Genomic DNA, 16,510 nt, shown 5'->3' with positions numbered 1-16,510 from the left:
CACTTATAAGCACCCGACCAGCAAACTGAAAATTTTTCAGTTTAAAGCTGAAAAAAGTTCAGAATTTATGAAAATTTTTCAGCAAGGGTTTCTAAAAAGTAGTTGAATATTCTTAAAAGTACCATTGGCACAGCACTTGAAGTTGATATTTCAAAACCGTTTAAAAGGGTTTATAGAAAATTAATTGATTAATAGTCCATTTTTTTTTTTAAAAGGAGAACACACTATGACATTGGTTAAATTCAATCCAGAAAAGAAAAACAGCACATTATTGCCAGGCTTTAATGACATTTTCGAATCCGTACTGGGCGATACTTTTTTTTCAGACCGCCGAATCAACAGCCTTCCAGCTGTAAACATTTTAGAGTCCGGCGAAGAATATGATATCGAGCTTGCCGCTCCCGGCCTGAAAAAAGAAGATTTTAAAATTTCGGTAGAGCGGGATATGCTCACTATTTCTACCGGGCAGTACAGCGAAAACAATACATCGGAAAAAACCTACAACAGACGTGAATTCAGCTACTCGGCTTTCACCAGGGCATTCACACTTCCTGAAAGTGCCGATGTGGACCGTATCCAGGCAAGTTATATCGACGGGGTACTTAAGCTCACACTTCCAAAAAAAGAGGAAGCAAAGGCAGTTTCAAGACAGATTGAGATTCGCTAATAAATTTGAAAATGCCGCACCAAGCGGCATTTTTTTTAATCCCGAAGTATACTGATCATAGAAAAATAAAAACGAAATGGAATCTGCATTTGCAATAATAGTGGTGTTTCATTTAAAGGGCACCAAAATTACCTATGGAAAATTTACGCTTGGAACAGACCGGGACGCTGCACTTGAAACCTTTAACATGCTCAAAGGAAAAAAGGAATTTTTAGGTGCTTGTATGATCCAGATGGAACTTATCCAAGAAATTGCAGGTCTTCCGGTACCTTTAGGAACAATATCCTGTAACCTGGAGCAACTAAAGGAAAACGTAGCGATTATTTCGAAAGAAATCTTCCGGATTGCGCAACTCGATGACCTGGAAATCAAGCCATTGCAATAGACAAAAAAATGATGAACTTTTTGGAGGGCATCAGCACCTATCCGGCCGGAGATTGAACGATTTCAAAATAGCTGATGTTAACAAGGAGAAGACTATGGAAGCAAAAAAAATATTTATTGTAGAGGACGACCTGATGTTACTGGAAACGCTGCAAGAAGTCCTTAAATTGTACGGTTATCAATGCCAAGGCTGCCACGATCCGGAAAAAGCGGTTAAACTAATTGAGCATTACCGTCCGGATCTGGTCATTTTAGACTACATGCTGCCCGAATGGAACGGAGGAGAGCTTTGTAGTGCCATCCGCGCTATCGATGGATTTGAGTACATCCCGATCATCATTATTTCTGCCTATACTAAAATACTATTTTCACTGTCTGATTATGGTTGCGATGCGATATTGGAGAAACCATTTTCTATCCAGGAAATCACCCGCCTCATCAGTACCCTACTTTCAGAAAAACGCAGCGACAGCGGTCTTCTTCCAAAGCTCAAAACGGCTATAAAAAATGTGCTGCAAGAGGTAAAGGCCAAAAATATATAGTGGCTTTATTTATTTACTTTATTTACTGAAACAGGATAAATCAACAAATTGATAAAAAGCAATGCAGCAAAATAGTGCCGTTTAAATGTGTTCTGTTGAAAAAGATGGAACAATTAGCATTGCATTATATATATTTGGATAATCTCCAGATCAAGAAATTGTTGTAACCCAAAATTCCCGAATGACAAGAAAACCTACGAGCGGCCCCATCAGAAATAAAGAATGGACAAAACAAAAACTTCTGACCGCTGTTGGTAAAATCTTAAAAAATGACGGTTTTACTGGCTTAAACGTTAGCAAAGTAGCATTAAATGCCGAAGTTGACCGAAAGTTAGTTTATGATTATTTCGGCAGTATGGAAGGTCTGGTAAAGGAATACCTGAACAACAGCGATTTTTATACTGCAAACATCGATCAGTCAAAAGAAATAATCGAGCAAAACAGAAGTGATCAGGGCAGAGAGATGTTGTATCATTTATTGGAAGATCAGCTCGATTCATTAATTGCAAATGAAGAAATGCGAAAGATCATCAGTTGGGGAGTGTGCGAAAGTTCAAAGGTATTAGAGGAGTTGAATGAGAAACGTGAATCTTTGGGAGAGCTGTTTTTTAGTGAACTTACTGACGAATATTTTAAAGACAAAGACAAAAACATCAGGCCGGTTGCAGCCCTTTTAGTAGGGGGTATATATTACATTACCATGATTGCTCATACGAATAATGGCCTGATCTGTGGAGTTGATATCAGGAAAGAGGAAGCACAGTCCGAAATAAAGAAAACCATTAAACAAATCATTGAATGGGCATACCTGTAGCCATTTCTAAATAAGCTAACCTTCCAGGACAGGAAAGCAATTTAAAGCAAAGCCATAAAACTGTCCCGCAAAGTTCCAAATAAATCCTGTTGAATGAAACCGATAAATATCAGTATTCCAACTGATTTCTTACCATGAAGGAGAGCATACATTTCCGATAGCTTCGCAAAGATTGAAAACCGTCTGCTACTGATCAAATTTTCTGAACAGCAATTAACCCTTGAAAGCGACAAATTACTTTGCCGCTTTTTTTGTGCAAAACAATTCAAATCCTGGCAGAAAAACCAGCACAAAAGGAAAGCTAGAAAAGTATGACCAATTTTGAAACCGGGGATTGACATTTTGCCTGCTCAGCAATAGAAATATAGTGAGCTGAAATCATGAGATTATATGTGAATTTTAAGCCCCAATGATTTTTCTAAAAGTCAGATTGACCCTTGGCCCCATCGGTCTGGCTGATTTTGCAATCCTATGGTCCCACATGGTCTGTAAATCTCCTTTCATCAATAGCAGCGAACCATGTTCAAGCCTGACGGTATATTTTTCAGCATGATCAGTTTTCCGGCGGATATCAAAACCCCTCACCTGCCCGAAAGACACAGATGCGATAACGGGGTGTGAACCCATAACCGTTTCGTTGTCACTATGCCAGGCAACCGAGTCCTGTCCATCGCGGTAATAGTTAAGCAGCACACTATTAAAGCTGATCCCTGCCGTTGCTTCGACAAAAGCTTTCAGTTTTAAAAGTTCAACTGTCCATGGCAAAGGTGTGGATTTTCCAAGAACATTGTAATCCATTCCCTCAGGATCCCCGTACCATGCAGAAAGTCTGGGGGTAATTACCGCTCTATCATACATCTTCACTATCTTCTGCGTCCAGGGTGTAGTTGAAATAAAAGATAAAAGCAAAACGTCTGCCTCTTCAATATCAATAAATCCCGGCATATACTCCAGCACCTCTTTTGGCAGCCCGGGTGTCTGGCCTGATTCCCTAAAAAAACTCAGCTGTTCCATATCCAACACAAATGTGCAAAATAATTTCAAAATACTAATATTTTTAGTATTATATTTGTCCATGTAATTCTAAAAAAGGAGGTTGATCATGGAACAGGCAGTAAAAAAACAGGTCATTGAGGGCTTAAGGGAGCAGATCCTTTCCATGCAGGGTTATAAGACCGTATCCAAAAGTCAACAGAATATCTCAGGTCTTGAGCTTTTTGCTCCTGCTTTTCCAGTCCACAGCTTTCCCCTGCAGGGCATCCATGAATTCATATCGGAAAGCCGCGAACAGACCGCGGCCAGCAGTGGCTTTATCAGCGGAATACTGTCCACACTGATGAAAGACGGCAGTCCTTGTATCTGGATCAGTGCCTCCAGAAAATTCTTCCCGCCAGCGGCCAAAAGATTTTCGCTGAATGCTGCATCGATTATCTTTATTGACCTTCAAAACGAAAAAGAACTCTTATGGGTAACCGAAGAAGCACTTAAGTGCGAAGGGCTCGCTGCTGTGGTCTCAGAAATCCCAGACTTGAATTTTGCCACTTCCAGAAGATTTCAGCTGGTGATCGAAAAAAGCAAGGTCACCGCCCTGTTCTTAAGGGAAAACCCCAGGATTCTTTCCAATACCACCTGTTTAGCCCGCTGGAAGATCAGTCCATTGCCCAGCATATTGCCCGAAGGCATGCCGGGCGTTGGCCAGCCCAGCTGGAAAGCAGAACTACTAAAAGTGCGTAACGGCGCGGGTGGCACCTTTGAAGTATGCTGGTCTGGCAGCACATTCGAGCAGCCACAAAAAGAAAACATCAGGGCCTTACCTATCCATGAACTGCAGGCAGGATAAAGATGACAAAGCGATTCTTAAGCATATGGTTTCCGTTTCTACTAACGGACTGGAAGACTATCCGCCGCCCTGAATGGAAAGAACGGGCAATGGTATGTGCTGGAGCCAGTCACGGCCGTATGATGGTTATCGCTGCAAACAAGGAAGCGAACGCCCAGGGCATCCATAACGGAATGCCACTTGCAGATGCGCGTGCCATTGTCCATGAGCTCGAAGTTTTTGATGAAAAACCGGGAAGAAAAGAAAAACTGCTCGAAGGCCTTGCCAGATGGGCCATCCGTTATACCCCGCTCTCTTCTACCGATCCTGATGGCATCCTACTCGACATCACGGGATGCAGTCATTTATGGGGAGGAGAAGAAGCTTACCTTAAGCACATCACCAGCAGACTCCAGTCATCAGGTTATACCATAAAAGCGGCAATCGCCGATACCATTGGTACTTCCTGGGCACTATCCCGGTATGGTAAAGGAGTTGAGATTGTAGCACCATACCAGCAACACTTTGCTTTACTTCCCCTTTCACCGGCAGCGCTCAGGATCCCCGGTGAAATTACTGAAAAACTGCACAAACTGGGCTTAAACCGAATCGAACGCTTTATCCAGATGCCACGCAGTACCCTGCGCAGAAGGTTTGGCGAGAACCTGCTCATCAAAATAGCACAGGCCATGGGCGATGAACCTGAAGCCTTCATCCCAATTACGATTATTCAGGAATTCGAAGAAAGATTGGCCTGTATGGAACCTATCCGCACAGCTAAGGCTATTGAAATCGCCATCGAAAGACTGCTTGGTAAACTTTGTTTAAGACTTAAAAAAGAAGGCCTGGGCCTGAGAAAAGCAGAACTGAAAGGTTACCGGATAGATGGAAAAACAATATCAACTCCTATCGGCACCAACCGTCCAAGTGATGATCCCATACACCTGATGAAACTCTTTGCGCTCAACATTTCGGGAATTGCACCCGGCATGGGCATTGAGCTTTTCACGCTGAGTGCTGAGAAAACTGAAAAAATGGAACGTCCACAGGAAAAAATCTGGGCCGGTCAGGCCGGCCTAAATAGCCAGCCCTTGGCAGAATTACTGGACCGCGTGGCTGGAAAGGTAGGTAAAAACGCCATCCACCGTTATCTGCCAAAGGCAGACTACTGGCCGGAAAGGGCAGTTAAACAGGCTAAAGATCTCAGCGAAGACAGCGGAATAAGTTTCCACAATCCCTTGAACCGTCCCATACAGCTGCTTCCAAGACCGGAACGCATCGAGGTTACCGCACCTATCCCCGATTATCCGCCCATGCTCTTTATCTACCAGGGTGTGCGCCACAGCATCAAAAAAGCAGACGGGCCGGAAAGACTTGAGCGTGCCTGGTGGCTGGAAGAAGGGGAACACCGCGATTATTATACCGTGGAAGATGAAAAAGGGAACCGTTACTGGCTCTTCCGCGCTGGCCACTATGCAGCAGAAAACTCGGCCTGGTTTATCCATGGATTTTTTGCCTAAACCTTAAAAAAGAATAGAGATGGAATATACCGAACTTCAGGTTACCAGCAACTTTAGCTTCCTCCGTGGCGCCTCGCACCCTGAAGAAATCGTGGAAGAAGCAGCCAGGATGGGTTATAAAAAAATTGCCATTACCGACCACAATACCCTTGCAGGGATCGTGCGTGCACATGCAGCAGCCAGAAAACTTGGTCTCAAGCTCATCCCTGCCTGCAGGTTAAACCTCATGGACGGTGTATCCCTGCTTGCCTACCCTACAGACACCGAAAGTTACGGAAGGCTGTCTGCACTACTCAGCCTTGGCAACCTTCGCACCGAAAAAGGAAGTTGCGAACTTTATAAAAAAGATATATTTGAATATTCAAAAGGTATTATTTTCATCGCCATCGCGCCCGATAGCCTTTCAGAGAATTTTGATTTTCAGGCGGATTTTTATGAAGACCTTCAGCGCTACAAAGAAGCACTCGGGAAAAACTTGTACCTAGGCATTAACAGGAGCTATCAGGGAGAAGACCAGAAGAGGATGTTCCGTCTTTCAGAAACCTCCAAAAAAACCAATATTCCACTGGTGGCAACCAATGATGTTTATTATCATAGCCCCGAAAGACGTGAACTGCAGGATGTGCTGACCTGCGTAAGGGAAAAATGCACCATCCAGAATGCAGGCTACTTGCTTTTCCAGAATGCCGAGCGGCACTTAAAGCCCGAAGAAGAAATGAAAAGGCTTTTCCGCCAATATCCCGATGCGCTGGAAAATGCGGTAAAAATCTCCCAAGCCTGTACCTTCAGTTTGGATAGCCTAAAATACATCTACCCCGAAGAAATTACCTCGGAAGGCAGAACGCCGCAACAGGAACTCGAATACCTGACCATGAATGGGGCCCACGAAATCTTTGGTGAACACCTACCTAAAAAAGTAACAGATAACATCAGCCATGAAATGAAATTTGTGGAGGAAATGAACTATGCTTCCTATTTTCTCACCGTTTATGATATTGTGCGTTTTGCAAGAAGCCAGCATATTCTTTGCCAGGGACGCGGCTCTGCTGCCAATTCCACCATCTGTTACTGTTTGGGTATTACCTCGGTTGACCCCACCAAATTCGATCTTTTATTTGAACGCTTTATCTCTTCCGCCCGCAACGAACCGCCCGACATTGATGTGGACTTTGAACATGAACGCAGGGAAGAAGTAATCCAATACATCTATAGTAAATACGGACGCGACCGCGCGGCGATTGTAGCCACCGTCACCCAGCAGCGCCAGAAAGGCGCAATCCGGGATGTGGGCAAAGTGATGGGGCTATCGGTGGATACCATTAACCGGCTCTCTTCCTCCATCTGGGAATTTACCGATGAATGGTTCGAGGGCGGAAAACTTACCGAACAGGGCCTCAACCCGAATGATCCACTGCTTCGAAAAGTGCTTAGCCTTACCGCCCAGATGATGGGCTTTCCAAGACAGTTGGGTCAGCATACAGGCGGCTTTGTCATCACCAGGGGTAAACTGACCGACCTCTGCCCTATCCTCAATGCCCGTATGGAAGAGCGGACCAATATCGAGTGGAACAAAGACGATATTGACACGTTAGGCTTTTTGAAGATAGATGTACTTGCCCTGGGCATGCTTACCTGCATCCGAAAAGGATTCGATCTGGCCAAAGCACATTATAACCTTGATCTGACCATGGCCAAGATCAACGAAAAAGAAGATCCAAAGGTTTATGAAATGATCAGCCATGCCGATACCCTGGGAGTATTTCAAATCGAAAGCCGTGCACAGATGTCCATGCTCCCACGGTTAAGACCCAAATGTTTTTATGACCTGGTGATCGAAGTGGCCATTGTCCGTCCGGGTCCCATCCAGGGTGATATGGTCCATCCATACTTAAGACGACGTAACGGAGAAGAAAACGTAGAATATCCTTCCGAAGAGTTAAAAGATATCCTGCACCGAACATTGGGCGTTCCCTTGTTTCAGGAACAGGCCATGAAGATCGCCATTGTTGCCGCAGGCTTTACCCCAGCCGAGGCGGATGAACTGCGCAGGAGCATGGCCACCTTTAAGGCCAAGGGCATGGTAACCAGGTTTGAAGAAAAACTCATCACCGGCATGACCAGCAAAGGTTATACCGAGGACTTTGCCAAAAGGGTGTTCAAGCAGCTCGAAGGTTTTGGCAGTTATGGCTTCCCAGAAAGCCACGCGGCCAGTTTTGCCCTGCTGGTCTATGTTTCCTGCTGGCTCAAATGTTATTATCCCGATGTCTTTGCCACCGCCCTGCTCAACAGCATGCCCATGGGCTTTTACCAGCCTGCCCAGATCGTCATCGATGCCAAAAAGCATGGTGTGGAAATCAGGCCCATAGACATCAACTATTCCGGATGGGACAATCTGTTAGAGGAAAAAACCAATAAATACCATGCTTTGCGTCTTGGTTTTAGACAGATCAAGGGCATGAATGCTGAAGATATCGAATACCTGACCAATGGCAGAAAAAAAGCATATAGTCATATCCACGAACTGATGGATGCCGGGCTCAGCCTATCTGCACTGGAACGGCTTGCCGATGCCGATGCCTTCCGCTCCCTTGGCCTGGACAGAAGAGCTGCCCTTTGGGAAGTATCCGCCATGGCTGACCGCCCGGTTGCACTCTTTGAAAACCAGCCTTCAGAAAGCAGCCTGGAAATGCAGGCCACCCTGCCCCTGATGAGCAAAGGCGAACATGTAATCCAGGATTACGCTTCTACTTCCCTGTCACTAAAAGCACATCCGGTCAGTTTTGTACGTGAACAGTTAAGCCTCCTCCGCGTTTTGCCAACCCAGGACCTTGCCCAGGCAAAAGACGGACAGACCGTCAAAGTAGCCGGTCTCGTCCTGGTCCGCCAGCGTCCAGGCACGGCCAAAGGTGTGTGTTTTATTACCATTGAGGATGAAACAGGTTTCACTAACCTGGTCGTATTTGAGAACCTGTTTGAAAAGTTCCGCAAAGAAATCATCCAGTCCAGACTACTTATGGTTGAGGGAAAACTGCAGATAGAAGGCGAAGTGATCCACGTAATCGTTAAACGCTGCTTTGATCTAACCAGCCTGATCCGATCAATGGACAGGGAAGAAAACAATGGTTTCCCGGCAGTCGCTTTCTCAAGATCTGATGAAAGGACCGCACCATACTCCGGCAACAGAGATGTACCAGATAAAGGTGCTCCAGTAGCCTCAGCCATTCCCGGGGGTAGAAATTTCAAGTAAGCTGCATTGTTTCCACCATCATAAAATTTTCCTACATCAGCTTCAACCGAAGCGATCAATCCTTTATCTGTCTGAATTTGTCCATAACTATATCATATAATCTGTTTAAAAATCAAGATATAAATACCACCCGACTTTCACCCTACCGTACTTTTCCCATACAGCAATCACCTCACAGCCCTGGTCGCCTTATCAAAAGACAGCACCAGATTCTTCTGATCAATATCTTTTAACGAAACCTCATGAACACCACTGCCCAGACCTGCAGTAAAATAAACATCAGCCTTAACAGTAGTCCCTTTCTCAAGTCCCTCTTCAAACAAGGCAATCCCGAACAAAGTACTGTCCACCTTAGATGAAACGACTATACTTATCGTACCCAAATCATACTTTCCATTATTCTTCAAGGTAACAACCCCTTGCTTATATGTATAACTCACTCCTTTCAGTGTTTCCAGATAAGTCTTATTCTTACTTGTGATACCCTGATAGGTTTGTGCATAACCTGAAAAACCAGCGATTACCAGCAATAAAACAAAAATGATTTTCTTCATGATCATAAGCATAATAATTCAATTATTTCATTTTCGTAAGCGCGGCTTTAAGCTCTCCTATTTCATCATCAGGATCCCCATCGGAAGCAAAGATTTCCGCAACATCCATATCTTTGCCATATACCACAGCATTTGCAGCCGCATCAATCTCCAGCGATGCGCCATTTACGGAAAGCCCTGCAAAAAGCCCCTTACTACGGGAATAGGAATACACCTCGGCATCGAGTTTGTAATCTGTATTCACAGCAGAACTCCGTCCCAGGGGACCTGCCGCAATAGAAAGATCACCACCAAGGGTAAAGCTGCTTTTCTTGATCGCACTCAGACTATTGGCATGGGTAAAAACAAGCACAAGATCAGTCGACTGTACACCCGCCTGAAGACCTACACTTCCGCCGGTAATGGTTACAAATACAGGATTGCTCCAGGAGCCGTCTGCCCTTTTCACCATAGCAATGCCCCTTCCACGTTTTCCTCCGATCACAAAACCTGCATTGATCAGCTTTGGAACAATAACAATGCCCTGGGTAAGCTCAAGCAGCCTTGAGGGAATAGATTCTTTCATTTTCCCGAAACCCGAAAGTACCTGGACTGAAGCCTTTATTCTTTTTTGCTCCTTATTCTGCGCAACGGCCATAGTAGGAAATAGTAATGCTACGCAGCAGAGCACAGCGAGATTTAGCTTGATCAAATTGATTATGTTCATATATATATCGAAAAAATAACCGGCACTATTCGAGCAGATCTGTGCTTACAAGCGGTCCGGAAATGCAATATTATACCTTTTATTTCTTTTCCCGAACGGTCCACAGGTAAATTACCTTTCTGTGAGAAATCCCCTTTGGTTCAATAAAAATTCAACAATATAACGAAAATGAAACCTATACCGGCGTTGTATATAAAGCAATATTAACTTATTGAACATTACAGCAGCTCAACTGCCCTCATGGAATAAAACAGATAAGCCACAACATCCGTTGCGGCTTATTTACTAAACCAAATGATATAACTAATATGTATATTGTAAAATTAGAAGCCAAACATGAACAAACCATGAAGCCCTGGCGCTGCGTTAATGGTAATGAAGATTGAACTGCTTGTATCGGATAGCTTATTTTATAAGAATTTCTTTTTCGCTTGGTCACTTACGGGAGTGAAAAAATTAATCAAATTACCGTCTGGGTCTCGAAATAGTAAAGAACGATTACCCCAAGGCATTGTTGTCGGTTTCTGAACAATGTCGCCAGTTAAATCTTTAATCCTTTCGTAATCATCATCTACATTCTCAACAAGAAACTCAATGATAATACTTTTGTTATTTCCAGGTTGCGCAACACCTTCTCCGAAGAAAGCCAATGTTCGTGTACTTCCAATTGCCAAAGTAAAAGACTCCAATTTAACCTCCGCAAAGTCATCTGTTGCCCATTCGGCCGTTGTTCCTGTTGCATCCTCAAAAAACTGAACTAATCGTCTTATGTCAGCTGTAATGATTCTCATTGATACTAAATTTGATTTACTCATCCTTCTTTTTGTTTTTAAATTAATATTAGCAAAAGTGCAATGGCATGATGACAACAGTATGTCATTGCATGAAAAATTCACAGGCTAATCCATCTGGAATTCAGAAAGTCATCTAATTAAATTTTCGGCTACAAGAAAGTATTTTTCGGCTACAAGAGTACAGAAACGAAATCTGAACTTTGCTTCATTAAATTATATCAAAATGAAAGTATTTGTTACAGGCGCTACAGGTTTCGTAGGAACTGCCGTAGTACAGGAATTATTAGCCAATGGACACCAGGTTTTGGGATTGGCCCGTTCGCAAGAATCAGTAAACAAATTAATTGCAGCCGGCGCAGAAGTACACCGCGGAGATCTAAACGATTTTGAAAGTTTGAAATCAGGAGCTATCGCTTCAGATGCAGTGATTCATTTAGGATTTGTCCACGATTTTACCAGATTCGAGGAAATGTGTAAACTCGATGGAAAAGTAATTGAAACAATAGGCGAAGCTTTATTGGGAACAGACAAATCTTTTCTCATTACTTCAGGAACTGCACTTTTTTCAAAAGACGGAATCACAACCGAAAAAGATCGCTTTGCAAACAATCCGCATCCCAGAATTGCGACAGAAAATGCAGCCGATGCCGTAGCTGCAAAAGGTGTGAAAGTTGCCGTAGTAAGACTCTCTCCATCTGTTCACGGTAAAGGAGATGTAATTGGTTTTGTTCCGACCTTAATTAATATTGCAAAAGAAAAAAGAAAGGCTGCAATTATTGATGATGGCCATAATTTCTGGCCTGCTGTCCACAGACTTGATGCAGCAGAACTGTACCGGTTAGCTTTGGAAAAACCTTTCATCAGCGGAACGAGATATCACGCAGTTGCAGAACAGGGAATTCCGTTTAAAGACATTACAACTTTTATTGCAGAAAAATTGCAGATTCCAATTGTTTCCCTAACAAACGATGAAGCAGCAGCACATTTCGGCTGGTTTGCACATTTTGCAAAGCTTAATAACCTCACTTCAAGTGAAGCAACTAAGACAACATTAGGTTGGGATCCTCAACACCCAACATTGATGGAAGATTTGCAAAATGATGTTTATTTCTCTGAGGTAAAATAGTCTGTACCTTTATATTCATTAAATTTGATTAAACAATAAACGGATGTCTGATTCGCCAATAAGAATAAAAACCATCTCTCAGTTCCATACTTTACGTGGCTTGCCAAAGCCAAAACATCCGCTCATCAGTGTGATTAATTTTGAAGATATGGCGCCGGCTTTGGAAAATGGAAAGCAGCGTTTGATGTTTGATTTTTATATGATTTCTGTCAAGAGAGATATGAATCATAAATATAGATATGGGCAGCAGGATTACGATTTTGATGAAGGCGTGATGTTCTGTATGGCTCCACATCAGATTCTGAGCGTCATACGAGAAGAAAAGGGCAAAAATCCGTCAGGATGGATGATGATGATTCATCCGGATTTTCTTTGGAATACGCCATTGGCAAGCGCAATCAAGAAATATGAATTCTTTGATTATTCTGTCAATGAAGCATTATTTTTATCCGAAGATGAAGAAATAAAAATCCAGCAAATCACTGATAATATCAAGCAGGAATATCAAACCAACATTGATAAATTCAGTCAGAGCATTATTATTTCTCAGTTGGAAACGCTTTTGAATTATTCTGAAAGGTTTTATCAGCGACAGTTTATTACGCGTCACAAAGTGCATCATCAATTTTTAGAACGACTGGAAATTCTGCTCAAAGATTATTTCGAAGGAAATAACCTCAAAGAACAAGGTTTGCCGAGTGTTCAGTTTCTTTCAGACAGATTCAACATGTCGAAATACTATATGCGGAGTCTTTTAAAAACTTTAACCGGACAAACCACACAACAGCACATCCACGAAAAGCTGATTGAAAAAGCCAAAGAAAAACTCTCAACAACTGAACTTTCAGTGAGTGAAATTGCTTATGAATTGGGGTTTGAGCATTCTCAGTCTTTTAGCAAATTATTTAAAGCTAAAACGGATATTTCGCCTCTGGAATTCAGGAAGTTGTTAAATTGAAATTATTCGAAAGTTATTCTAAGTGTTATTAATTTCAAACATTACCAAAGTGATGTTTTATTTTTTGGTATTTAGTGGCTTTTTTAACCAAATAACGCATATGTGAAAATTCTTCACGAAAATACCAATCTTACTTCTTCCCGGCTTTAATGGCTGTATCGTCATTCACTATTTTGCCATGAGTGCGCTAAGCTTCAATTTTGATCATGAGTTGGGACTACTGCTTAATTTTAAAGATAACCTGGGGACAATGCCCCAGGATTATCACCGTGTGCACTCGCCATTACTATGAGATCTGCCGGCGTTATACCAAATACGGCACACGAAAGATCATTTTTTTTATACAGATGATTGCCTGATTATAAACTATCAAAATTATTTACATTGCTACCATAGTTTACTTTTCCAACAGTGCAAAAACGCACCATAGGTATGGAGATTGTCCGTGCGAGTCGCCAACATTCCGTGGACGGTCGTAATAATACTGTTTATCGTTCTTCTTATTTGTTCCAACGCAAACTTCTGCCACATCCCCTTTTTCGTTGATGTACGGCACCAATGCCAGCCAGGCTTTCCGCGCCACAGGAGCATATTCCTGTTTATCTAACCAGCCATGTTTTACCCCACTAATCAGCGCATAGGTAAACATCGCCGATCCTGATGTTTCGGCCCAACAGTCTGGCTCATCAATCAGCTGGTTCCACATTCCGCTTGGTCTTTGGTAATCTTTCAGGCTTTTCATCATTGTTTCATAGCCTTTAAGTATACGTGGACGGTCTTTATTATCTTTGGGTAACAACCGCAAAAGCTCCGTCATGCCTGCAGCCATCCAACCATTGCCGCGCCCCCAATAAAACGGCACATCAGGTGCATGATAGAAAAGACCGTTAGGCCGCTGTAATTCATCCAGATAAAGCACCATTTCTTTAGCCGCACGATCGATATATTTTTTATCACCGGTAGCTTTGTAAGCCTGGGTCTGAACGATCGTGATCATATACATATCGTCAATCCACAAACGGGTTTGCCATGAAAAACCTTTATCAGCCCATTCCTTTTGCTGTAAACTTGCTTTCTGCGGAACCGCCCATTGGCTATCTGCATACGGCATGCCTAACTCAAAATATTTTTTATCTTTGGTAATCTGATACAATTCCAAAGGAAGGCTGCCAAACATATTCAAATCAACATGGTTCATAATTGGCAATAGTTGCTTTTCCTGTGAAGTTAGTTTCTCAAACCTTTCTTCCAGGTGCGACAAGAGCGCTTTGTCTTTTGTTAATTTAGCATATTTAAGTGCTCCGGTCCAATTGAAAGTTTCGGGATAGCTGATCCATTTCCCCGCGTGGAGCATATGTTTTTTGTCAAGAAAGCGGTAAGCTAATCGTTTCCCTACTTCTTTCGGACCAAATCCCTGAGGAAAATCTTTTAGCAGATTGTTCTGCGCAAACAGGAACTGGGATGAAGTTAAAAGGACAAATAAGGCAATTAATTTTCTACACATATAAATTATAATTTGGTTTAAAGTCTTTTTGATTACAGGAAAAATTTCTCAACTTAGGCTGTATGCTAATGGCCATTACACGATACTATAGCCTAAAAAGATCAGTTAGGACTTCTATTTTTTTACTATTTTTCCGATCATTTTTTCCATACTGTCACCTTTAAAGACAGCTTTTACCTGTAGTAATTATCCTGCGGCTAATAACCCGGGTTTTGCTCCAATTTTGCACCATTATTTCGTTCAATTTCGGAAGCGGGGATTGGCCACAGGTTATAGGTGGTTAAAACATCGTTGTAATAAGGATTACATTTTTTTACACGATCGTAAACCAGTCCCAGCCTCATCAAGGTTATCCGTCTTTTTTCTTCGGAGCCCAGTTCGCGCATACGCTCGTCCAAAATGTAATCCATATTTACATTAGTAGGCAATACAGCCGATGCATTTGATCTGCTGCGTACCACATTGATATCTGCAGCTGCTTTATCCAACTGATTTAAGCCAAAATAAGCTTCGGCTCTTAAAAGATAAGTTTCTGCCAATCGGAACATATACTGATCGGCATAAGTCCCCCCAGCACTTGCCTTAAGCAACAGCTGTGATTTATCCTGGAACATGCCATCAGGATGATCGCCTGGCGTGGTTACTTTTGATTGAAAGGCATAGAAATCTCTTCTTGGTACAGTTATACCCGCAGGTGGATTAATGGTAGATATGGTTTGACCAAAACGTGGGTGTGCAGGATTGGTTACTTTAAATTCGCGTACAAAATTAAAGGGTGCATTCCTAAGGTCGTTATTAAAATCGCTTTGCCATATTACATCCGAAAAATATTTGGTCGGTATGGCCCAACCGATCCCCCTGCCACCAGTATAATCGCTAATTGGATACAGAAATGGCTGAATACTGCTACCAGAGAGTCTAAAGTTTAGAAATTGTGGTGCAAAATGTCTTTCCATTTGATAAGAACCGCTGATACCTGTAGAAACGGCACCACCGCCCGGAACATCGGTTTCAAACTGGATTACCCAAAGACTTTCTTTATTGGTACCATTTTTTCTATTTTGGTTCCCTCTCTGAAAAAGATCCCAATACACATTTTTTGTGGCATCTGATGCTTTAACTCCAAATCTGGTGGTCATTAGGCCAACATTGGGATTACTGATTACAGTAGACGCAGCATCTGCCGCATTTTGAAACTGCCCTGCAGCCAGGTATACTTCTGATAAAAGATGATACGCTGCAAGGTTGTTTACCTCTCCATCCTGCACCAGATTAATGGCCGGCAAATTTAACGATGCAAATTTGAGGTCGCTGATAGCCTGCTCCAGTACTTCGGTTTTGGGTGCCCTTACATAATCTGTTTTGGGCGATACCACTTCTGTTGTATTTAAGGGTACACCGCCATATAGATAGGCAAGGGTACGAAAGGCCATACCCCTGAAAAACTTCGCTCTCGCTTCCATTAGTGTCCTATCGGTTGGTGCCAGTTCAGAAGCTGAGATTCGTCCGATAATGGTATTGGATTCTGCAATAATCTTGTATAGTGAAGTCCAGTGGATCAAAGGGATTTCGGTGCTCAATGGCGAATAGGCGGCAACCATATTAGTGTGCCTCGTGGTAGCCGGCTGACCATCAAAAACCAGATCGCAACCAAATACATAATCGAATGGCCTTTGCTCTCCACTGTTATAAAACTCGCTTCTTACGCGGCTATACAAATTGTTAACTGCAGCATCAAAATCTTTAACAGTGGTGTAGGCATTGGTTGTACTTAAGAAATCGAGCGGTTCTTCATCCAAAAAAGATTTCTTGCAGGAGAAAAACAGGATAGTAGTTGCAGCTATAATGGTAAAGGTTATCTTTTTCATCGCTTTT

15 protein-coding genes are annotated in these 16,510 nt (G+C 42.7%); 9 read left to right on the top strand and 6 right to left on the bottom strand.

From position 1 onward, the window contains the following. Positions 1-226 precede the first annotated feature (226 nt). The 4 genes from LQ227_RS24020 (at position 227) to LQ227_RS24005 (ending at position 2,407) form a co-directional block, all read left to right on the top strand. On the top strand, positions 227-667 hold the full coding sequence (locus LQ227_RS24020; protein WP_230146215.1) for an Hsp20/alpha crystallin family protein: 441 nt from the start codon (positions 227-229) through the stop codon (positions 665-667). Positions 668-743: 76 nt separating this feature from the next. Further along, positions 744-1,052 (top strand): hypothetical protein, encoded by a 309-nt coding sequence (locus LQ227_RS24015; protein ID WP_230151538.1) that lies wholly within the window; start codon positions 744-746, stop codon positions 1,050-1,052. 94 nt (positions 1,053-1,146) lie between these two features. Next, a complete protein-coding gene (locus tag LQ227_RS24010) occupies positions 1,147-1,593 on the top strand; it encodes a response regulator (protein WP_230146213.1) in 447 nt (148 codons plus the stop codon). 181 nt (positions 1,594-1,774) lie between these two features. Continuing rightward, complete coding sequence (locus LQ227_RS24005; RefSeq protein WP_230146212.1) at positions 1,775-2,407, top strand: TetR/AcrR family transcriptional regulator; 633 nt, start codon at positions 1,775-1,777, stop codon at positions 2,405-2,407. A 399-nt stretch (positions 2,408-2,806) separates the two neighbouring features. Here the strand turns inward: LQ227_RS24005 and LQ227_RS24000 are convergent, their stop codons facing one another. Then, on the bottom strand, positions 2,807-3,451 hold the full coding sequence (locus LQ227_RS24000; protein WP_230146211.1) for an alpha-ketoglutarate-dependent dioxygenase AlkB: 645 nt from the start codon (positions 3,449-3,451) through the stop codon (positions 2,807-2,809). A gap of 58 nt (positions 3,452-3,509) precedes the next feature. Between LQ227_RS24000 and LQ227_RS23995 the strand changes: the two genes are divergently transcribed. The 3 genes from LQ227_RS23995 to LQ227_RS23985 are packed head-to-tail and all read left to right on the top strand — an operon-like array spanning position 3,510 to position 8,993. Beyond that, positions 3,510-4,247, top strand: a complete 738-nt coding sequence (locus LQ227_RS23995) for an ImuA family protein (RefSeq protein ID WP_230146210.1) — start codon at positions 3,510-3,512, stop codon at positions 4,245-4,247. 2 nt (positions 4,248-4,249) lie between these two features. Then, on the top strand, positions 4,250-5,746 hold the full coding sequence (locus LQ227_RS23990; RefSeq protein ID WP_230151536.1) for a DNA polymerase Y family protein: 1,497 nt from the start codon (positions 4,250-4,252) through the stop codon (positions 5,744-5,746). A gap of 19 nt (positions 5,747-5,765) precedes the next feature. Next, complete coding sequence (locus LQ227_RS23985) at positions 5,766-8,993, top strand: error-prone DNA polymerase (protein ID WP_230146208.1); 3,228 nt, start codon at positions 5,766-5,768, stop codon at positions 8,991-8,993. A 167-nt stretch (positions 8,994-9,160) separates the two neighbouring features. On the opposite strand, the gene LQ227_RS23980 is transcribed toward LQ227_RS23985, so the two are convergent. From LQ227_RS23980 to LQ227_RS23970, 3 genes are all read right to left on the bottom strand, one after another. Continuing rightward, positions 9,161-9,547, bottom strand: a complete 387-nt coding sequence (locus tag LQ227_RS23980) for a hypothetical protein (protein WP_230032652.1) — start codon at positions 9,545-9,547, stop codon at positions 9,161-9,163. A 22-nt stretch (positions 9,548-9,569) separates the two neighbouring features. Beyond that, on the bottom strand, positions 9,570-10,253 hold the full coding sequence (locus LQ227_RS23975; protein ID WP_230146207.1) for a lipid-binding SYLF domain-containing protein: 684 nt from the start codon (positions 10,251-10,253) through the stop codon (positions 9,570-9,572). 410 nt (positions 10,254-10,663) lie between these two features. Continuing rightward, positions 10,664-11,068, bottom strand: coding sequence for a VOC family protein (locus LQ227_RS23970; protein WP_230146206.1), 405 nt, complete (start codon positions 11,066-11,068; stop codon positions 10,664-10,666). A 202-nt stretch (positions 11,069-11,270) separates the two neighbouring features. Here LQ227_RS23970 and LQ227_RS23965 point away from each other — a divergent pair, with 202 nt between their 5' ends. Further along, on the top strand, positions 11,271-12,173 hold the full coding sequence (locus LQ227_RS23965; protein ID WP_230146205.1) for an SDR family oxidoreductase: 903 nt from the start codon (positions 11,271-11,273) through the stop codon (positions 12,171-12,173). A gap of 43 nt (positions 12,174-12,216) precedes the next feature. Continuing rightward, positions 12,217-13,131 (top strand): AraC family transcriptional regulator, encoded by a 915-nt coding sequence (locus LQ227_RS23960; protein WP_230146204.1) that lies wholly within the window; start codon positions 12,217-12,219, stop codon positions 13,129-13,131. Between the two features lie 397 nt (positions 13,132-13,528). On the opposite strand, the gene LQ227_RS23955 is transcribed toward LQ227_RS23960, so the two are convergent. Together LQ227_RS23955 and LQ227_RS23950 are read right to left on the bottom strand one after the other, a co-directional pair. Next, positions 13,529-14,635: a glycoside hydrolase family 105 protein gene (locus LQ227_RS23955; RefSeq protein WP_230146203.1), complete on the bottom strand. Its 1,107-nt coding sequence runs from the start codon at positions 14,633-14,635 to the stop codon at positions 13,529-13,531. Positions 14,636-14,832: 197 nt separating this feature from the next. Continuing rightward, complete coding sequence (locus LQ227_RS23950) at positions 14,833-16,503, bottom strand: RagB/SusD family nutrient uptake outer membrane protein (protein ID WP_230146202.1); 1,671 nt, start codon at positions 16,501-16,503, stop codon at positions 14,833-14,835. Positions 16,504-16,510: the final 7 nt, after the last annotated feature.

Origin of the sequence: Pedobacter sp. Bi27 (genome assembly GCF_918698255.1) — a bacterium.
In the GTDB taxonomy this organism is placed as follows: Bacteria; Bacteroidota; Bacteroidia; order Sphingobacteriales; family Sphingobacteriaceae; genus Pedobacter.
This window is presented reverse-complemented; position numbering and strand designations above follow the sequence as displayed.